The following is a 17,608-nucleotide window of genomic DNA, read 5'->3' as shown; positions in this document are numbered from 1 at the left end:
ACCGCTAGCGCCGCACCCGCCCTTCCTGCCGGGCGCGACGGCGCACCCACCGAATCAGTTCGATGATCCCGGCCAGCGCCAGCGCCGTCCCGAACGCCACCGCGAACGCCGCGACCGTGTTATCGGCGAACGCGTTGCCGCCGATGTAGCCGATCAGGGTGTTGAGCGTCGCCCACACCACGGCGCCGATCGCGTCGAACACCACGAACTGGCGATAGGGGAAGTCCAGCACGCCGCAGGCGATGGTGGTGGCCGTGCGGCCCCCGGGCAGGAACCGGGCCACGATCACCAGCGGGCCCCCGTGCCGCTCCAGTTCCCGGTGGGCCCAGTCCAGGCTGCGCTGTCCCTTCTCGCCGCGGGTGATCCAGCGGCGGGCGAAGTCGTCGGCCGAGTGGCCGATCGCGTACGCGAGGTTGTCGCCGACGAACGCGCCGATGGCCGCCATGACGATCACCCAGCCCAGCAGCATCGACCCGTTGGCCGCGAGGATGCCGCCGGTGAGCAGCGCCGTCTCGCTGGGCAACAGGGGGAGGATGGCGTCGAATGTGCACGAGGCCAGGATCAGCGGATACGCCCACCACGAGTTGCCGAGCGCATCAAGCAGGGAATCGAACACTAGAGCGCAACACTACACAGCGCGCGCCGGCGGCCGGCTTCTCAGGAGGTCAGGCCCATCCTGACGAACGGCTCGGCCTCGCCGCGGCCGACGGCTTCGTCGTGCTTGGCGGCCGCGCGGTCGAACAGGTCGATCAGCGCCGGCTCGTCGCGGACCAGCTGGCGGTACCTGGGACCGAGCGCGAGGATCTGGTCGCGCTCGTCCAGCAGCTTGCGGAAGATGCGCTCGCGTTCGCCCGCGTCGTGGGTGTATTCGGAGTCGAGGTAGGCCGTCGCGTGCCGCCGGGCGCCGGCGATGGCCGTCCGGGCCTTGCCCATGGGGCTCAGCAACGAGGCGACGACGGTGACGACCAGAACGCCGACGATCACGGCCAGCGACAGGTAGGTGCTGATCTCGACCAGCGAGACCGGCTCGCCGTCGTTGATGAAGGGCACGTTGTTCTCGTGCAGCGCATGCAGGATCAGCTTGACGCCGATGAAGCCCAGGATCGCCCCGAGGCCGTACGAGAGGTAGACCAGCCGGTCCAGCAGGCCCTCGATGAGGAAGTACAGCTGGCGCAGGCCCAGCAGCGAGAAGGCCGTCGCGGTGAACACGATGTAGACGTTCTGGGTGAGGCCGAAGATCGCCGGGATCGAGTCGAGCGCGAAGAAGATGTCCGTTCCACCGATGGCCACCATGACCAGCAGCATCGGCGTCATCGCGCGCCGGCCATCCACCATCGTGAACAGCCTGTCGCCGTCATAGTGCTCGGTGGTGTGCAGGACCTTCTTCGCGATCCGGATGACGACGTTGTCGGCCTTGCGGGATTCCTCGCGCTCGTCGGGCCGCAGCACGCCGCCGGCCGCGAGCAACAGAATCAGCCCGAACAGGTAGAAGACCCATGCGAACGTGTTGATCAGCGTGGCGCCCAGAAAGATGAAGCCGGTCCGCGCGATCAGCGAGAAGACGATCCCGAACAGCAGCACCTTCTGCTGATCCTCACGCGGCACCCGGAAGCTGGCCATGATCATCAAGAAGACGAACAGGTTGTCGACCGAGAGCGCCTTCTCGGTGACGTACCCGGCGAAGTATTCCGGGCCCTCCTCGTGTCCTCCGAACGCGAGCAGGCCGACGCCGAACAACAGCGCGATGCCGACGTAGACCACCGACCACAGCGCGGCCTCCCGCAGCGTCGGGGCGTGCGCCTTGCGGACATGGAAGAAGAAGTCGAAGGCCAACAGCCCGACGATGGCCAAGACGGTCAGGGCCCACACCCAATCGGGAACATCCATTTCGCTGCCTGAGCCACCTTCGTCGGAGCCGTCGTCTGGGTCTTCGTCGCTTCCGTACCCTCTTTGCCGCCACACTATGTGCGCGCCCGGTTGCGCGCCCGGCCGTAGGGTTGGCCGGTGGCCGTGACCGACCTCTTCGCTCGCCGGGCGACGCTGGCCCGCTCGGTGCGGTTGCTGTCGGAGTTTCGCTACGAGCAGACCGATCCCGCCCGCTTCTACGGCGCGCTGGCCGCCGACACCGTGGCGATGGTGAGCGACCTGTGGCGCGCCGCCCACGCGGACTCCCCCGCCGGCCGCACGCTGCTCGACGTCGGCGGCGGGCCGGGCTACTTCGCGACGGCCTTCGCCCGCGCCGGGCTCGACTACGTCGGCGTCGAGCCCGACCCGGGCGAGATGCACGCGGCCGGACCCGCCGACGCGGCGGCCGGGGGAACCTTCGTGCGCGCGTCGGGCATGGCGCTGCCGTTCGCCGACGATTCGGTGGACATCTGCCTGTCGTCCAACGTCGCCGAACACGTGCCGCGGCCCTGGCAACTCGGCGCCGAGATGCTGCGAGTGACCCGGCCCGGCGGGCTGGCCGTGCTGTCCTACACCGTCTGGCTGGGCCCGTTCGGCGGACACGAGATGGGCCTGACCCACTACCTGGGGGGCGAGCGCGCCGCGGCGCGCTACGCGCGCAAGCACGGCCATCCCGCCAAAAACAACTACGGGTCGTCGTTGTTCGAGGTGTCGGCGGCCGACGGCCTGACGTGGGCCGCGAACACCGGCGCCGCGCTGGCCGCATTTCCCCGCTACCACCCGCGATGGGCGTGGTGGCTGACGGGCGTGCCGGTGCTGCGCGAGTTCCTGGTGAGCAACCTGGTGCTGGTCCTGCAACCCCAAGAGTGAAACGTGTTCTCGTTTTGCCCTCGCTTGGGTAGGGTGGCGCGCATGCCCGCCGACGAAGATGACAGGGCAGTGCGATCTGAACAAGCAGGAGGAGTGGCGGAAGATGACAGACGCTAAGACCGAATACGACAAGCTTTTCATCGGCGGCAAGTGGACGGAACCGTCGACCTCCGAGGTGATCGAGGTGACCTGTCCGGCCACCGGTGACTACGTCGGCAAGGTGCCGCTGGCCGCCGCGGCCGACGTCGACGCCGCCGTCGCCGCGGCCCGCGCGGCCTTCGACAACGGCCCGTGGCCGACCACGCCGCCGAAGGAGCGCGCCGCCGTCATCGCCAACGCGCTCAAGGTGATGGAGGAGCGCAAGGACCTGTTCACCCAGCTGCTCGCGGCCGAGACCGGCCAGCCGCCGACGACCGTCGAAACGATGCACTGGATGAGCTCGATCGGGGCGCTGAACTTCTTCGCCGGCCCGGCCGTCGACCAGGTCAAGTGGAAAGAGGTCCGCACCGGCGGCTACGGGCAGAGCATCGTCCACCGCGAGCCGATCGGTGTGGTGGGCGCGATCGTGGCCTGGAACGTGCCGCTGTTTTTGGCGGTCAACAAGCTGGGCCCGGCGCTGCTGGCCGGCTGCACGGTGGTGCTCAAGCCGGCGGCCGAAACACCGCTGAGCGCAAACGCTTTGGCGGAGGCCTTCGCCGAGGCGGGGCTGCCCGAGGGCGTGCTGTCGGTGGTGCCCGGCGGGATCGAGACCGGGCAGGCGCTGACCTCCAACCCGGACGTCGACATCTTCTCCTTCACCGGCAGCTCGGCGGTGGGCAAGGAGATCGGCCGTCGCGCCGCCGACATGCTCAAGCCGTGCACCCTGGAGCTGGGCGGGAAGTCGGCGGCCATCGTCCTCGACGACGTCGACCTGCCTTCGGCGATCCCGATGCTGGTGTTCTCCGGGATCATGAACACCGGGCAGGCCTGCGTGGCCCAGACCCGCATCCTGGCTCCGCGCTCGCGGTACGACGAAATCGTGGACGCGGTAAGCACTTTCGTGCAGGCGCTGCCGGTGGGCCTGCCGTCGGACCCGGCCGCCCAGATCGGTTCGCTGATCTCGGAGAAGCAGCGGGCCCGGGTGGAGGGCTACATCGCCAAGGGCATCGAGGAGGGTGCGCGGCTGGTGTGCGGCGGCGGCCGTCCCGAGGGTCTCGACGGCGGCTTCTTCGTGCAGCCGACGGTGTTCGCCGACGTCGACAACAAGATGACGATCGCCCAGGAGGAGATCTTCGGGCCGGTGCTCTCGATCATCCCCTACGACACCGAGGAGGACGCGATCAAGATCGCCAACGACTCGGTGTACGGGCTGGCCGGCAGCGTGTGGACCGCCGACGTGCAGCGGGGCATCGAGGTCTCGGAGAAGATCCGCACCGGGACATACGCGATCAACTGGTACGCGTTCGACCCGTGCTGCCCGTTCGGCGGCTACAAGAACTCCGGCATCGGCCGCGAGAACGGACCCGAGGGCGTCGAGCACTTCACCCAGCAGAAGAGCGTGCTGATGCCGATGGGCCACACGATCGAAAGCTAAATCCCGTGTCGAACGTGCACGCAGGGCGAGATATCTGCCGATTTTTCGCCGTGGGTGCGCGTTCGGCGTTTGGGGGGCCGTCCTAGCGGCGTTCTAGCGGTTATGCAATAGAGCATATTTTCGGCCGGTTCACGCGGCCGCAAGTGCGGACCGCCGCGCCGACGCGCCCTGTTTGTGCGGCGTACGTCACATTTCGCCTGAGAAATTGCTTAATTTACGGATGTCTTATATGGTTCTTAGCATAATCAAGGGCCGCACACAGGCCGGGAGAACACCATGTGGATCATTGAGCTCAACGTCGCCGGCTATCAATTCACCCGCGAGATGCCAGAGTTGCGGCGCCGGACATTCCGCTTCAGCCCGCGTCATATGCACTGGCCGGCGCTGCGCCACTCGCACGCTGCATGACGCCAGCCTCGGGAGGTACGACAGTGCCGACTATCGGTGACGCCCCGACGAAGCGCGGGGACACCCGGACAAAAATGCTGGCCAGCGCCGCCGAGGTGATGCGTGAGCGCGGCGCCGCGGGCGTGACGATCGACGCGGTGCTCGCCCGCAGCGGCGCCCCGCGTGGCTCGGTCTACTACCACTTTCCCGACGGGCGCAATCAGATCCTGACCGAAGCGCTGCGCTACTCCGGCGACTCCATCACCGCCCTGATAGACGACGCCGCCGGCCGCGGCGCCCGGGAGTTGTTGGCCGAGTTCGTCGGGTACTGGGAGCGGCTGCTCACCGAGGGCGGCTTCACCGCCGGCTGCCCGGTGGTGGCGGCGGCGATCGGGTGTTCCGACGGTGACGGGCCCAAGCTCTCCACCGAGGCCGGCGCGATCCTGGGCCGCTGGTGCACCGCGCTCACCCGCGCGTTCGTCAACGACGGCTTCGACGACGCTGACGCCGCGTCGCTGGCCGTGATGTCGATCTCCGCGCTGGAGGGCGCCATCGTCCTGTCGCGGTCGACCCGCAACGCGGGCCCGCTACACCAAGTGGGTGAGCAGCTCGAATTCCTGATCAAGGCAAAGGAATTCGTTCTCCGGAACAAGATCCCGGGCAAGCCTGCCGGCTCGCAGTGACGTCGTCAGTCGCTCGCGGGTAGCGGCTTGACCTCTTTGAGGTGCAGCGCGGTCTGCCCGATGCTCAGGCTTCCGGCGCCGGGCTTGGTCACCAGCACCTCGGCGCCGGATTCGTCCACGTAGCGCTTGCCCATGACCGTGCCGTCGGAGAACGCCGGGTCCAGTTCGCCCGAGCGCTCGGCGCCCACCGGCACCATCGGCGCACCGCCACACCGCAGGTCGTCGAGGCTGTCCGCGCTTCTGACGACGATCACCTGGGTGTCGCATACCTGGCTGGCGAGACGAGTTCCGTTCTTGATCATTGATTTCCGTCCTTGATCGCTTACTGCTGGGCCGGCGCGGAGCGCAATTCCGTGAGGGTCTGGATGATCTCCCGCCGCAACACCTTGCCGGTGGCGGTGGTGGGCAGCTCGTCGCGAAACACTACCTCGTCGGGGGTGCGTGATCCGCGCAAACTCTTGCGGACGAATTCGCGCAGTTCCGCGGGGTCGGGGTCGACGCCCGGCGCCGGCACCACCACCGCGACGATCGCCTGGCCCCACTGCGGATCCTCGACGCCGACCACGGCGACGTCCCGCACGTGGGGGTGCTCGACCAGGACCTCTTCGAGTTCGGCGGGCGCGATGTTCTCGCCGCCGCGGATGATCGTGTCGTCGCTGCGCCCACCGATGAACAGGTAGCCCTCGTCGTCGAGCATGGCGATGTCCTTGGTCGGGAACCAGCCGTTCTCGTCGAGCACCGAACCGATCCCGGTGTAGCGGCCCGAGACCTGCTCGCCCCGCACGAACAGCTCACCGGTCTCGCCCGGCGGCAGCACGTTGCCGACCTCGTCGCGGATCTGCAGCTCGATGCCCGCCACCGCCTGCCCGACCGACCCCAGCCGCCGCGCGCCCTCCGGAGTCGACGCCGCCAGCGCCGCGCGATGGTCGTCGGGAGTCAGCACCGCGATCGTCGAGCTGGTCTCGGTCAGGCCGTAGGCGTTGACGAAGCCCACGTCGGGGAGCAGCTCGAGGGCCCGGCGAACCAGCGGCAAACCGACCTTGGAGCCGCCGTAGGCAAGGTTGCGCAGCGACGGCAACTCGATGGCCGGCCCGTCCCCGTTCTCCAGCACCGTGACGATGCGGTCGAGCATGGTCGGCACCACCGTCGCGGTGGTCACGTTCTCCGTGTTGATCAGCCGAACCCATTCCTGCGCATCGAAATTGGGCAGGTACACCATCTTGCGGCCCGCATACAGATTCGACAGCGCGGCGCTGACCCCGGCGATGTGGTACGGCGGCACGCAGATCAGCGCGGCATCGGTGTCGGCGGCCGCCCCGAATTCCACCGTCCCGGTGACGTAACTGGTCAGGTTGTTGTGCGAGAGCTCGACGGCCTTGGGCTGCGAGGTGGTGCCCGACGTGAACAGCACGATCGCGACGGCGTCCGGATCGGGGAATTCCGCCGCGGGCTCGGCACCGCCGGCGGCGTCGAGGAAGTCGTCGGACACCATCACCCGGTCCGACACCCCGCCGATCATCTCCCGGTAGCGACCGTCGACCACCACCAACGGCTCGGGCAGCCGCTCGATCAGCGCCTGGATGCCCTCGGCGGAGAGCCGGTAATTGATCGGCGTGAACGCCACCCCGGCGCGCGCCGCGGCGAAGATCAACACCGGCAGCATCGCGCCGCCGGTGCCCACGTACACCAGGTGCTTGGCGCCCGAGGCCGCGACCACCCCCGCCCCGCCGTCGGCAAGATCGCTGAGCTGCTGCGTGGTCAGCCGCAAATCGCCGGACACCACCGCGGTGCGCTCGGCGTCGCCGGACACGGCCATCTCGAGCAGCAACGAAATGCTCATCCTCGATCCTTCTGGATTCCCGGCCCTTTACAAATCTCGTCTGCAGTGTAACTCAGCCGGATTGCCCCTCGATGCCGAGCTTGCCGCGCGACGGGCGCCCTGGTCACGGCGGGTCCCTCGACGGCAAAGGTGGGACGGGAACCCCGAGTTGCGATCGGTGCCGGCGCTTGCCACCGCCTCAGGAGCGGGCGGGCGGATCCCAGGCCGAGACCCGCGGGATCCAGCGCGGCACGTTGCTTCGATAGTCGACGTATTCACGGCCGTAGCGCTCGGCGAGATGGGGCTCCTCCCAGAACCGGATGGCGATGGCCTGGAACGTGAAAAAGATTGCGAACCAAAGCAATAGCGGGCCCGATGCAATGATGGCCGCCTCGCCGAGCAGGATGCACAGCACGCCGGTGATCATCGGGTTCCGCACGTGCCGGTACGGGCCCCGCACCACCAGATGGACCGGCTCCCCCATCACGTTGCCCAGCCCGAGCGTCCCCTCGCCCACCCGGTCGAACAGCACATTCGTCCAGATCATCAGGGCCAGGCCGGCGGCGATCAGCACGCAGCCGACCGTGATCAGCGCGATCGTCGGCGCGGCATCCAGGCGCGGCTCGTGCACGCCGGCCGTGCCGACGATCAGGGCCGGCACCACGAGCGTCATCGTCGCCGGGAACAACAGGACCGATATCAGGTGGCGCCACCACAGGCGTCGCCGCGTCCTCGTCACCATTGAAGGCCTCCTTCAGCTAATACTTCAACCTTCGTTCAACAACTAAGGTACGCCGCGCGGCGGCATTCGCCAACGCCTGTTGAACTATTCTGGTGCGCATGCCAGCAGCGCGGCGCGCCGGCCGGTGGCGCACCGGCCAAGTGAACAGACAGCGCATCATCGATGCGGCGCGAGAACGCTTCATGCGCGACGGGTACGAACGGGCCACCGTCCGCGCGATCGCGGCCGACGCCGGTGTGGACGTCGCGATGGTCTACTACTTTTTCGGCAACAAGGAAGGTCTGTTCACCGCGTCCACGCTGACCGGTCCCGAGCACCCGTTGCACCAGCTGGCCACACTGCTCGACGAGGGGACCGAACGGGTCGGCGAACGGCTGGCGCGCCGCTTCCTCGAGCACTGGGAACAAGGCGCCGTGTTCGAGCCGTTCCTGACGCTGTGGCGTTCGGCGGCGATCCACCCCGAGGCGCGAAAGGTGTTGCACGACAGCCTCGCCGGCCCGATCGCCGAGCGGGTCGCGACGGAATTCGGGGTTGCCGATGCCGAGCTACGGGTCGAGCTGGTGGCCAGCCACCTGGCCGGGCTCGCCTTCGCGCGCTACCAGCTCAAGATCGAGCCGCTCGCGTCGACCAGCATCGAGGACCTGGTCGGCCGGCTGGGGCCGACGCTGCAGCGGTATCTGACCGATTAAGTGCCCGTCCACTTGGGCGGGCGCTTCTCGGCGAAGGCGATGGCGCCCTCCTTGGCGTCGTTGGAGGAGAACACCGGGGCGAGCAGCTTGTTCTGCTCGGCGAACATGGTCTCGGGGCTCCAGCCGCGGGACTCGACGATGATCTGCTTGGTGGCGGCCACCGCCAGCGGCCCGTTCGCGGCGATCTTCTCGGCCAGCTCGATCGCCGCGTCCAGCGCCGATCCGGGCTCGGCGAGGACGTTGACCATTCCCAGCGCGTGCGCGCGCTCGGCGCTCAGGTTTTCACCGGTCAGTGCGAGCTCCATGGCGATCGCGGACGGGATGCGCTGCGGCAGCCGCAGCAGCCCGCCGCCCCCGGCGACCAGGCCGCGCTTAACCTCCGGGATGCCGAACGCCGAGTCCTTGGAGGCCACGATCAGGTCGGTCGCCAACGCCAGCTCGGTGCCGCCGGCCAGCGCGTAGCCCTCGACCGCCGCGATCAGCGGCTTGACCGGCGGGCGTTCGGTGAAGCCCATGCCGCGGCCCTCGACGATCGGGAGCTCGCCGCGGGCGAAGGCCTTGAGGTCCATGCCCGCGCAGAACGAGCCGCCCGCGCCGGTGAGGATGCCGACCGACAGGCCGGGTTCGTCGTCGAGCCGGTCGACGGCGGCGGCCAGGCCGTTGGCCACCGCGGAGTTGACCGCGTTCTTGGCCTTCGGCCGGTTGATCGTGATGATGAGGATCCGGTCCCGCTGTTCGACCAGGACTTCGGGTTCGTTGGCCTCTTCGCTCACGGTGCTCCCTTGTTCGTCACGCTACTGACTTGTCGGACCGATGGTAACGGTCGACGGGAACGGCGTTAACGGCCCGGCGAGATTCGGGTTACCGCCCGCGCGAGGTCAGCGACCGCACCGACCCGGTCAGGCCGGCGCCATCGCCGCTTCGATTGTGGTGAGCTTCTCCGAAATCCCTGCGGCCCTGCGTATTTCGATAAAATCGTTGACCATGGCGTCGGTGACCTCGTGCGGGTCCTCGCACGTGGCCCCGTCGGCGAGCACCGAGATGTTGAGCTGATCGACATAGCTCCACACGGTGATGTTGAGCCCACTGCCGGCGGTCAACGGGCCCACCGAATAGATCTCGGTGACCAGCGCACCGCCCACGCGGCCGCGCTCGCGCGGCCCGGGGACGTTGGAGATGTTCAGGTTGAGGATCTTGTTGTGGCCATCGCGGCCGGACGCCCACCGGAAGAAGGCCTGGGTGGGGCCCGGGGGCATGTAGGCCGCCCACCGGCTGACCAACTCCGGTCCCATCAGCTGGTTGCTTTCCTTGGCGGCGATCGCGTTCTCGTGGCTGCACCGCACCCGCTCCAGCGGATCGTCGGAATCGGTCGGCAGGCCGACCAGCACGCCGGTGAAACGATTGCCGGAGATCCGCTCGGGCGAGAAGTCGAAACTCATTGGCACCGAAGCCAACAACGGCTCGGCCTTGCCGTCGTAGCGCAACAGCAGGGTGCGCAACGCGCCCGTCGACATGGCCAGCACCATGTCGTTGATCGTCGCCCCGAGCCGCTTGCCGGTCTCCTTGACGTCGGCCAGGGCCAGTGTGGCGGTGGCGAACCGGCGTTCCGGGGTGAGCTTGTGGTTCATGAACGTCGGCGGCGGCTCGAACGGCCGCGTCAGTTCCGGGGAGAACTTGCGTGTGCTGCGGCGCACCCGGCCCAAACCCTGCGCGGTGTAGCGGATCGTGTGCGGCAGCCGCCCGACGTGGCGGACGTGGTCGGCGAGCGCCGAGGCGACGAGCTGCCGCGTGGTCGGGGGCGGGTCGCACATGTACGGTCCGCCGTCCGGGCACGGCTGCAGGTCCATGCCGCGGGCCAACAAATTCGCCGATGCGACGCCGTCGGCGAGCGCGTGGTGAATTTTGCCGACGACCGCAATCCTGTTGTTGGCCAACCCTTCCACGAAGTACATCTCCCAGAGCGGGCGGCTGCGGTCGAGCGGGGTGCTGGCGATTTGCCCGATGGCTTCGTCCAGCTCGCGGCGGCCCCCGGGCGGCGACACTCGCCAGGGACGGATGTGATAGTCGAGGTCGACCTCGCAGTTCTCCCGCCACATCGGGTGGTGGAAGTTGAGGGGGACCTCGATGAGCTGGTAGCAGAACGGATCGAGCTTGTTCAGCCGGCCGGCGATGACTTGTCGGAACGCGTCGACGTCCAGGGAACGCCGATCAACGTCCAGTTCGATGACGGCGGCTTTGATGGTGTGCATGTGCACGTTCGGCGTTTCGCTGTACAGCAGCACCGAGTCCCAGCCGCTAAGCCTCTTCACCGCTGCCCCTTACCCATAGAGGGACCATACTCAGCGGCGCCGGCTCAGATAACCTCTTTTGCCCCGATCCGTGTCTTGGTGCGATAAACCTGGTTGAGGAACAGGGAGGCGACGTGTGCCGCCGCGCCGGCGCGCTCGCCGTCGATGAGGTCGTATCCGTGGCCCGCGCCGGGGAACTCCAGGTAGCCCACCGTCGAATGCGACACCGTCCGCAGCCGCTCGACGAAGCTGCGCGCCTGCTCCACCGGGATGACGCTGTCCTTGCTGCCGTGAATCACGAGGAAGGGCGGCGCATTACGGTGCACCCGGGCGATCGGCGAGGCGGCCCGGAATACCTCGGGGTGACGGGCGATCGACTTTCTCACCACGACCCGTTCCAGGAATTCGACGAACCGGGCGCGCTCCGCCGTCGAGCGGTCCTCCCAGTCGTAGCGGCCATAAATTCCGACGACCGCGTCCACCGACGTGTCCGCACCCTCGGGCAGCTTCGCCCGGTACTCCGGGTCGTCGGGGGTCAGCCCGGCCAGCGCGCACAGGTGGCCGCCGGCCGAACACCCCGCTATCGCAACGAAATTGCGGTCGCCGCCGAACTTGTCGACGTTGGCGCGCGCCCACGCGATGGCGGTTTTGACGTCGACGATGTGGCGCGGCCAGCGGTGGTGTGGCGCGACGCGGTAGTCGACCGCCAGGCACACCCACCCCTGCTCGGCCAGCCGCGACATCAGCGCGGACCCCTGACCCATGCACCTGCCGTGCACCCAGGCGCCGCCCGGCAGGAAGATCAGGACCGGCGCGGGTTGCGCGGGCAGGTCTTTGCGGCGCCAGACGTCGAGCACCTGTGCTGGGTGGTCCCCGTAGTGGACGCCCCGGCGATAAAGGTGGCGCCGCTGGCGCAGGCCGTCCCAGATCGGCGGCGTCCGTTCGGCCGCCGGCCAATCCATCTCGAGGTCCGCCGCCGACACGACCCCCCGCAACGCCGCGAGGGAGACCTGCCGCGTGCTCTCACGGTCCCGGCGCCGCGCGTCGTTGATCCCCGGGGTGAACCAGTCCTTGGTCGCCGCGGAGATCGCCTCGGGTGCGTGCCGTGCGCCCCACACGCCCATGGCGGTGATGCCGGCCAGCGGCTCGAGGTGTTTGCCGACCACCGGCAGCGACGCCCCCGCCACACTCAGCGCCAGCGCATAGTCGGCGGGACCGGCCCGCAGCAACCACTTCATCCACGGTGTGAAACCCGGTCGGTTCGCCGTCATGTCGGGAACTGTACCCCCGGGCAGGTCGCCGAAACCGGTGTTTACGTAGAACCGGCTATGGTTGCGCTCACGCTTTGCCCAGGTGTGTCGCTGAAGGGGTTATTCACCCTGTTTGGAACGCATTTGGCGGTTCGCTACGTGCGCCGGATTTAGCTGCGCGCGACACGCTCAGACCGCCGCCAGGCTGGCGATCACCCGGTCGCCGATCAGGCGGACGCCGGTCAGCGTCAGCCCCACCTGCGCGGCCAGCGCGGCGGCGCTGTCCACCCCAACGGTGGCCCAGCGAAACCAGGGCCCGACCTCGCACGACGACTCGAGGCGGACCCAGCGCGACCGGATGCCGATGGTCTCGGCTTCGAATTCGGCGATGCAACGGCCGCCGCGGGCCAACAACTCGAAGGCGCGCGCGAGAATCCGCAGCGGGTCTCCACCGAGCCCGACGTTGCCGTCGACCAGTAACACCGTCTGCCACAAGCCCGTTCCGGGCAGCTCCTCGAACACGTCACCCAACAGGGCCGGCGCACCGCCCCGACCCGCCAGCTGGATCGCGGTCGCGGACCGGTCGATACCGAGTGCGGGGATGCCCCGCTGGATCAGTCTCGCCACCAACCGCCCCGGACCGCAGCCCAGCTCGATGGTCGGCCCGGTGCACATCTGGGTGACGGCCTCGTCGAAAACCTCGTCGACGGCGTCACCGGATCCGCCTGAGCCGTCCGGGGGACATCGCACTCCCAACCAGCGGTGCGCCGGCAGCGGCCGCAGCTCGCCGTCGTCATGGCGGATCCAACATCGCTCCCCGCCGAGTGCCCGATCGTATAGCTGCCCCAGCATGTCTCGCCCCTCGCGTCGCGGCCGATCGGGCGGCCTGCGGACGCGCGGCCCCAGGCGGGACGTAGCGAACACGAGCCGACAAACCCCACAAGCTGACGGCAAGCACGTTCGCCAGCATTGCACCGATACCCCGATCGCGGTTCGGTTAATCCACTGCCTTGTGGGCCCTGCGCGGGCCCGTTAGGGCTACGTGGCAACGCGTGTTTCGGTTCGATAGCGGCGCCGCGTCACCCGAACAGAAACGACTCCAGCAGCGCGTTCACCCGGGCGGGGTCCTCGAGCGCCGCGAGGTGCGCGACCCCGTCCAGGACGGTGAAGGACGCGGTAGGGATCGACTCGGCCATGGCCCGGGTTTCGGCCACCGGGAAGGTGGCGTCTTCCGCGCCGGCGACCACCAGCACCGGCGCCGTGACGCGCGCCAGCAGGGCGTGCTGATCGGGCCGGGCCGAGACCACGCTGCGCACCGCCCAGCGGACCGAATCGGCGTTCACCGCAGCCACGTTCGTCCGCACGGCCTCGACCACGTCCGGGCGGGTGCGCAGCGTGGTCGGCCCCAGGAAGGCGCGGATGCTCGACTGGGTCAGCGGCGGCCGGATGCCGCCGAGCAGTCTCGCCAACCACAGCATGGCGGCGTACTGAATCTTTTGTGCGACACCGGCTTTGGAGGCGGTGCAATTCATCAGCACGGCGCGGTCGAGCCGTTCGGGGTGCAGCGCGGCGAAGGTGCCGCCGATCATCCCGCCCCAGGAGTTGCCCACGAAGTGGGCGCGGTCGATGCCGAGCCCGTCCAGCAGGTCGACGACGCAGCGCGCGCAGTCGGCGAAGCTGAAAGGCCCGCTCAGCGGCGCGCTGCCGCCGTGGCCGGGCGGGTCGACGAGCACCAGGCGATGGCTGTCGCCGAACCGGGCGGCCTGTCCGGCCCACAGGTCGCCCGTCATCAGCAGGCTCGGCCACATGAGGACCGCGGGACCGGTTCCGCCACTCACCTGGACCCGAAGCGTCCCGAGCGTCGTGTCGACCAATCGCGTGGCGAGGTGGGGGACGTTTGCGGGCACGCGGCCTCCTCGTGTCATGAACGGCAGAACACCGATAGCGGTCCCTTCATTTTCCCCGTCGGTGATACTGGATCGGTGACGAACGACGCTGTTCATCCTGACCTGCAAAAACTCGCCCGCTTCGCTCCCCGGCGGCTCGTCGGCCCACGCACCCTGCCCATCATGCGGGCGGCGATGGACTGGCGGGCGCGGCTGGGCAAGCCCGTCCGCGACGTCGAGGTGATCACCCTCGAGTCCGGGGCCGGCGTCCGGCTGTTCCGGCCCGCCGGTGTCAGCGAGCCGACGCCCGCGCTGCTGTGGATTCACGGCGGCGGATACGTGATCGGCACCGCCCAGCAGGACGACCGGTTGTGCAGCGGGTTCAGCAGGCGGCTGGGCATCACCGTGGCGTCGGTGGAATACCGCCTGGCGCCCGAACATCCGTACCCCGCACCGCTGGAAGACTGCTACGCGGCGCTGACCTGGCTCGCCGGGCTGCCGTCGGTGGACCGGTACCGGGTGGCCATCGGGGGTGCCAGCGCCGGCGGTGGCCTCGCCGCGGCCCTGGCCCTGCTGGCCCGCGACCGCGCCGAGGTGAGCCCCTCGTTTCAGCTGCTGACCTATCCCATGCTCGACGACCGCAGTTCGGCGACCGAGCCCAGCGCGAACTACCGGCTCTGGGACAACCGCAGCAACCGATTCGGTTGGGCCGCATATCTGGGCGGCGCGGACCCGCAGGTCGCGGTGCCCGCCCGGCGCGACGACCTGAGCGGGCTGCCCCCGGCATGGATCGGTGTGGGCACGCATGACCTGTTCCATGACGAAGACCTGGCCTACGCCGAACGGCTGAAAGCCGCCGGGGTGCCGTGCCAGGTCGAGATCGTTCCCGGCGCCTTCCACGGGTTCGACCTGATCGCGCCGAAACTTCAAGTGTCGCAACAGTTCTTCGGCAGCCAATGCGACATCCTGCGCGCCGCGCTCGCCCCGGCGTCCTGACCGCCGGGTCACATCGCGAAGTACACCAGCTCGCCGCCGATGACGGTGGCGGCCACCATGCCGGCGTCCAGCTCGGCCAGCGCCGTCGCCGGTGGCTCGCTGAGCACGCACAGGTCGCCCGGCTGCCCGGTGCGCACCGCGCGCACCCGGTCCGGTCGATCCGCGCACCCCAGAAACATCGTCAAAGCCGTTGACGGCAAGACACATTCGTCGGCGCCCAGAACGGCACCGCTCGGTGTGGTGCGGTGCACCGCGGCGCGCATCGCCGTCCACGGGTCGCCGTGGCCGAACGGCATGTCGGTGGACAGCGCGACCGGCACCCCCGCGTCGCGCAGCGCCGCGACGCGCCACAGCTGATCGTGCTCGGCGGCGGGAACCTCGGCGAGGTACTGATCGCCGCGCTCGGCGACGAAGTTGGGCTGGGTGACCACGGTGACCCCGAGCTCGGCGAGGTCGGCCACGTTGTCGTCGGGCACCACCGCGGCGTGTTCGATGCGGTCCTGCGGGTGGCCGCCGGCCGCGCGCAGGGCGGCGATGGTCACCACCAGCTGGGCCGCGGTCACGCAGTGCACGGCGACCGGTTGGCCCGTGTTGTGCTGCCCGGCAATCCATTCCGTGAGGCCGTCGAGGTCGAGGCGGTCGTCGTGCAGGATTTTCTTGCCCGGGGACAGGAAGCTGACCCGTGGCCGGAACTCGCCGCGGCCGTGCGCCGCCGCCAGCAAGGCCCTGTCGTCGGCGTCGAGGTCGGGGGTGGCGTCGGTGACCCCGGTGACGCCGGTCGCCGTGATGCGGCGGCTGAGTTCGGCGAGGTCAGTTTCGCGTCGGTCCAGGGTCTGCGACCAGCCGTCGTCGGCGCTGCGCAGTCGCCCGTCGGGGTGTTCGGCCAGGCCGATCCGGCCCAGCGCCTCGGAGTTGAGGATCCACAGCGCGCCGCTGCGGTGCTGGATGCGCACGGGCACGCTGCGGACCATCGCGTCCAGAGCGGTCCGGTCGAGTTCCCCGGCGACCGAATCGTGGTAGCCGACGGCGCGAATCCACCCGTCGGGCCCGGGCGTGGCGTTCGCCAGCAACTGGGTGAGCTCGGCTTCGGTGCTGACCCCGGGCGGTCCGACGAAAAACGAATCGAGCGCCGAGGCCGCCGAGCGCAGGTGCACGTGGTGGTCGTGCAGCCCGGGCAGCACGGTTCCGCCGCCCGCGTACAGCACGCCCTCGCCGGCCCGCGGCGTCAGGCCCTCGCCCGAGGGCGCCATCTCCTCGATCTGCGCGCCAACGCGGATGTCGGTCACGGTCCCATCCAGCAGGGTCGCCTGACGAATCAGCATGACAGGCAACGTCTTTGGCCGACGAGGTGGCGCACCGCCGCGTTGTCGGCGCCCAGCCCGGACGCGGGAGGCGCCGCCGGCGGCATTAGCGGCGGTGACACCGGCGCGGGCGACTCCGAGGGCCCCGTGGGCAGCGCCGCGTAGGTCGCGGCGACGGCCGCCATGGAGAGGCGGATCAATTCGCCGCCGCCGCGCGCCAGGGATTCGGCCACCGCCAGCGCCGCCTGCAGGCCGGTCAGCGGGTCGGCGATGGCGTCGCCGCAGAACACCGGCCCCTCGGCGCTGGTCCCGACCAGGCCGCCACCGACGGCGGCGTCGTCCCCGAATCCCGGCCGGCGCCCGTCATAGGCGGTGATCTGCAACCAGATTCGGCCCGGTCGTGGCGCGACGTCGTCGGGCCCGAGGCCCCGGCGCGCCAGCCCGGCCGGGCGGGAGCCCTCGATGACGACGTCGCTGACCGTGAGGAGCTCGCGTAATTCGTCGGTCTGGCTGTCGAAATCGATGCCATAGCAGAGCTTTTTGTGGTTCATCCAGTCGAAGAAGGTTCGGTCCCCGGCGCGGGTGCCGTCCGGGCGGCGAGGGCTTTCGACCTTGACCACCGTCGCCCCGGCGTGGGCCAGCAGCCGACCGCACAGCGGTCCCGCCCACATCGAGGACAGATCGGCCACCAGCAGCCCCCGCGGCGCGCGCGGTGGCGCCGGCGGTCCGATGCGGCGTGTGTGCGACGGCGCGGCCGTCGCCTCACCCAGGCCCGCCGCCGGGATGTCGAGCAGCGCCGCCCGCTCGACGATGTCGGGGACCGCACGGGTGGCGGCCCACCGTCGCAGCTGCGGCCACGGGTCGACCGCGGCGTCGTCGACCTGCAGGAGCGCCGGGACGGCGGCGAGGTCGTCGGCGCGGGAGAGGGTGAGCGCGCACCAGCCGTCCCGCGCCGCGAGCAGGCGGGTGGCGCCGCCGGGCGACACCCGGCCGGCGCGGGTCAGGCCCCGTAGGGCGGCCCGGCCGGTCAGCAGCCCGGCCGCGTCGACGTCGATGCCCCAGCGGCCGCCGATCGCCGCGGCCACCTCGTGCGCGCGGGACAGCACGCGGGCGCGGGAGAAGTCGGCGGGTCCGTCGGGCGGGCCGGTCAGGTAGGCCAGCCCGCTGCTTCCCCAGGCGGTTGCGGCCGAGCTCACGCCCCCCATTGTGCTCGTGGCGC

General features: G+C 69.6%; 18 protein-coding genes. 6 read left to right on the top strand and 12 right to left on the bottom strand.

Annotation, left to right across the window (positions count from 1 at the left end; all coding sequences use genetic code 11):
- Nucleotides 1–4: 4 nt before the first annotated feature.
- Both QGN30_RS03985 and QGN30_RS03980 read right to left on the bottom strand, forming a co-directional pair.
- Nucleotides 5–616: a DedA family protein gene (locus QGN30_RS03985; RefSeq protein ID WP_008261841.1), complete on the bottom strand. Its 612-nt coding sequence runs from the start codon at nt 614–616 to the stop codon at nt 5–7.
- A 41-nt stretch (nt 617–657) separates the two neighbouring features.
- On the bottom strand, nt 658–1,887 hold the full coding sequence (locus QGN30_RS03980) for a TerC family protein (RefSeq protein ID WP_009956947.1): 1,230 nt from the start codon (nt 1,885–1,887) through the stop codon (nt 658–660).
- Between the two features lie 117 nt (nt 1,888–2,004).
- Here QGN30_RS03980 and QGN30_RS03975 point away from each other — a divergent pair, with 117 nt between their 5' ends.
- The 4 genes from QGN30_RS03975 to QGN30_RS03960 all read left to right on the top strand — a co-directional run bounded on the left by QGN30_RS03975 (nt 2,005) and on the right by QGN30_RS03960 (nt 5,418).
- On the top strand, nt 2,005–2,775 hold the full coding sequence (locus QGN30_RS03975) for a class I SAM-dependent methyltransferase (protein WP_009956946.1): 771 nt from the start codon (nt 2,005–2,007) through the stop codon (nt 2,773–2,775).
- 103 nt (nt 2,776–2,878) lie between these two features.
- Nucleotides 2,879–4,348, top strand: a complete 1,470-nt coding sequence (locus QGN30_RS03970; protein WP_029385392.1) for an aldehyde dehydrogenase — start codon at nt 2,879–2,881, stop codon at nt 4,346–4,348.
- Nucleotides 4,349–4,624: 276 nt separating this feature from the next.
- Nucleotides 4,625–4,756, top strand: a complete 132-nt coding sequence (locus QGN30_RS03965; RefSeq protein WP_014381414.1) for a hypothetical protein — start codon at nt 4,625–4,627, stop codon at nt 4,754–4,756.
- Nucleotides 4,753–5,418, top strand: a complete 666-nt coding sequence (locus tag QGN30_RS03960) for a TetR/AcrR family transcriptional regulator (RefSeq protein WP_172417544.1) — start codon at nt 4,753–4,755, stop codon at nt 5,416–5,418. Before QGN30_RS03965 ends, QGN30_RS03960 begins: the two co-directional genes overlap by 4 nt.
- Before the next feature lie 5 nt (nt 5,419–5,423).
- Here the strand turns inward: QGN30_RS03960 and QGN30_RS03955 are convergent, their stop codons facing one another.
- From QGN30_RS03955 to QGN30_RS03945, 3 genes are all read right to left on the bottom strand, one after another.
- Nucleotides 5,424–5,720: a hypothetical protein gene (locus QGN30_RS03955; protein WP_008261847.1), complete on the bottom strand. Its 297-nt coding sequence runs from the start codon at nt 5,718–5,720 to the stop codon at nt 5,424–5,426.
- A gap of 20 nt (nt 5,721–5,740) precedes the next feature.
- A complete protein-coding gene (locus QGN30_RS03950; RefSeq protein WP_014381415.1) occupies nt 5,741–7,258 on the bottom strand; it encodes a class I adenylate-forming enzyme family protein in 1,518 nt (505 codons plus the stop codon).
- A gap of 178 nt (nt 7,259–7,436) precedes the next feature.
- A complete protein-coding gene (locus tag QGN30_RS03945; protein WP_014381416.1) occupies nt 7,437–7,979 on the bottom strand; it encodes a methyltransferase family protein in 543 nt (180 codons plus the stop codon).
- Between the two features lie 98 nt (nt 7,980–8,077).
- Between QGN30_RS03945 and QGN30_RS03940 the strand changes: the two genes are divergently transcribed.
- On the top strand, nt 8,078–8,668 hold the full coding sequence (locus QGN30_RS03940) for a TetR/AcrR family transcriptional regulator (protein WP_008261850.1): 591 nt from the start codon (nt 8,078–8,080) through the stop codon (nt 8,666–8,668).
- Here QGN30_RS03940 and QGN30_RS03935 read toward each other — a convergent pair.
- From QGN30_RS03935 to QGN30_RS03915, 5 genes are all read right to left on the bottom strand, one after another.
- A complete protein-coding gene (locus tag QGN30_RS03935) occupies nt 8,665–9,441 on the bottom strand; it encodes a crotonase/enoyl-CoA hydratase family protein (RefSeq protein ID WP_008261853.1) in 777 nt (258 codons plus the stop codon). The genes QGN30_RS03940 and QGN30_RS03935 overlap by 4 nt on opposite strands.
- Before the next feature lie 126 nt (nt 9,442–9,567).
- Nucleotides 9,568–10,977 (bottom strand): WS/DGAT/MGAT family O-acyltransferase, encoded by a 1,410-nt coding sequence (locus QGN30_RS03930; RefSeq protein ID WP_014385998.1) that lies wholly within the window; start codon nt 10,975–10,977, stop codon nt 9,568–9,570.
- 44 nt (nt 10,978–11,021) lie between these two features.
- The gene (locus QGN30_RS03925; protein WP_248923272.1) at nt 11,022–12,227 is read right to left on the bottom strand and encodes an alpha/beta hydrolase; all 1,206 of its coding nucleotides are present in this window, start codon (nt 12,225–12,227) and stop codon (nt 11,022–11,024) included.
- A 168-nt stretch (nt 12,228–12,395) separates the two neighbouring features.
- On the bottom strand, nt 12,396–13,058 hold the full coding sequence (locus tag QGN30_RS03920; protein WP_008261863.1) for an SAM-dependent methyltransferase: 663 nt from the start codon (nt 13,056–13,058) through the stop codon (nt 12,396–12,398).
- 227 nt (nt 13,059–13,285) lie between these two features.
- On the bottom strand, nt 13,286–14,014 hold the full coding sequence (locus tag QGN30_RS03915) for an alpha/beta fold hydrolase (RefSeq protein WP_248923698.1): 729 nt from the start codon (nt 14,012–14,014) through the stop codon (nt 13,286–13,288).
- 174 nt (nt 14,015–14,188) lie between these two features.
- Between QGN30_RS03915 and QGN30_RS03910 the strand changes: the two genes are divergently transcribed.
- Nucleotides 14,189–15,088 carry an alpha/beta hydrolase gene (locus tag QGN30_RS03910; protein ID WP_008261865.1) on the top strand — a complete coding sequence of 300 codons (900 nt, stop codon included), beginning with the start codon at nt 14,189–14,191 and terminating at the stop codon, nt 15,086–15,088.
- Nucleotides 15,089–15,096: 8 nt separating this feature from the next.
- On the opposite strand, the gene QGN30_RS03905 is transcribed toward QGN30_RS03910, so the two are convergent.
- On the bottom strand, nt 15,097–16,410 hold the full coding sequence (locus QGN30_RS03905; RefSeq protein ID WP_225342505.1) for an amidohydrolase family protein: 1,314 nt from the start codon (nt 16,408–16,410) through the stop codon (nt 15,097–15,099).
- Nucleotides 16,404–17,594, bottom strand: coding sequence for a CoA transferase (locus QGN30_RS03900; protein ID WP_008261867.1), 1,191 nt, complete (start codon nt 17,592–17,594; stop codon nt 16,404–16,406). The genes QGN30_RS03905 and QGN30_RS03900 overlap by 7 nt, the downstream gene beginning before the upstream one ends.
- Nucleotides 17,595–17,608: the final 14 nt, after the last annotated feature.

The sequence above is a fragment of the Mycobacterium sp. 3-98 genome (assembly GCF_035918355.1).
Classification (GTDB): Bacteria; Actinomycetota; Actinomycetes; order Mycobacteriales; family Mycobacteriaceae; genus Mycobacterium; species Mycobacterium intracellulare.
The sequence above is the reverse complement of the archived record's forward strand: the minus strand, read 5'-3'. Positions and strand labels throughout refer to the sequence as shown.

What these genes read in the sequence shown, in the direction of transcription:
- QGN30_RS03980 (WP_009956947.1), bottom strand. Translation starts at nt 1,887, where the DNA reads ATGGATGTTCCCGATTGGGTGTGGGCCCTGACCGTCTTGGCCATCGTC.
- QGN30_RS03970 (WP_029385392.1), top strand. Translation starts at nt 2,879, where the DNA reads ATGACAGACGCTAAGACCGAATACGACAAGCTTTTCATCGGCGGCAAG.
- QGN30_RS03965 (WP_014381414.1), top strand. Translation starts at nt 4,625, where the DNA reads ATGTGGATCATTGAGCTCAACGTCGCCGGCTATCAATTCACCCGCGAG.
- QGN30_RS03960 (WP_172417544.1), top strand. Translation starts at nt 4,753, where the DNA reads ATGACGCCAGCCTCGGGAGGTACGACAGTGCCGACTATCGGTGACGCC.
- QGN30_RS03955 (WP_008261847.1), bottom strand. Translation starts at nt 5,720, where the DNA reads ATGATCAAGAACGGAACTCGTCTCGCCAGCCAGGTATGCGACACCCAG.
- QGN30_RS03950 (WP_014381415.1), bottom strand. Translation starts at nt 7,258, where the DNA reads ATGAGCATTTCGTTGCTGCTCGAGATGGCCGTGTCCGGCGACGCCGAG.
- QGN30_RS03945 (WP_014381416.1), bottom strand. Translation starts at nt 7,979, where the DNA reads ATGGTGACGAGGACGCGGCGACGCCTGTGGTGGCGCCACCTGATATCG.
- QGN30_RS03940 (WP_008261850.1), top strand. Translation starts at nt 8,078, where the DNA reads ATGCCAGCAGCGCGGCGCGCCGGCCGGTGGCGCACCGGCCAAGTGAAC.
- QGN30_RS03925 (WP_248923272.1), bottom strand. Translation starts at nt 12,227, where the DNA reads ATGACGGCGAACCGACCGGGTTTCACACCGTGGATGAAGTGGTTGCTG.
- QGN30_RS03920 (WP_008261863.1), bottom strand. Translation starts at nt 13,058, where the DNA reads ATGCTGGGGCAGCTATACGATCGGGCACTCGGCGGGGAGCGATGTTGG.
- QGN30_RS03915 (WP_248923698.1), bottom strand. Translation starts at nt 14,014, where the DNA reads ATGTGGCCGAGCCTGCTGATGACGGGCGACCTGTGGGCCGGACAGGCC.
- QGN30_RS03905 (WP_225342505.1), bottom strand. Translation starts at nt 16,410, where the DNA reads ATGCTGATTCGTCAGGCGACCCTGCTGGATGGGACCGTGACCGACATC.
- QGN30_RS03900 (WP_008261867.1), bottom strand. Translation starts at nt 17,594, where the DNA reads ATGGGGGGCGTGAGCTCGGCCGCAACCGCCTGGGGAAGCAGCGGGCTG.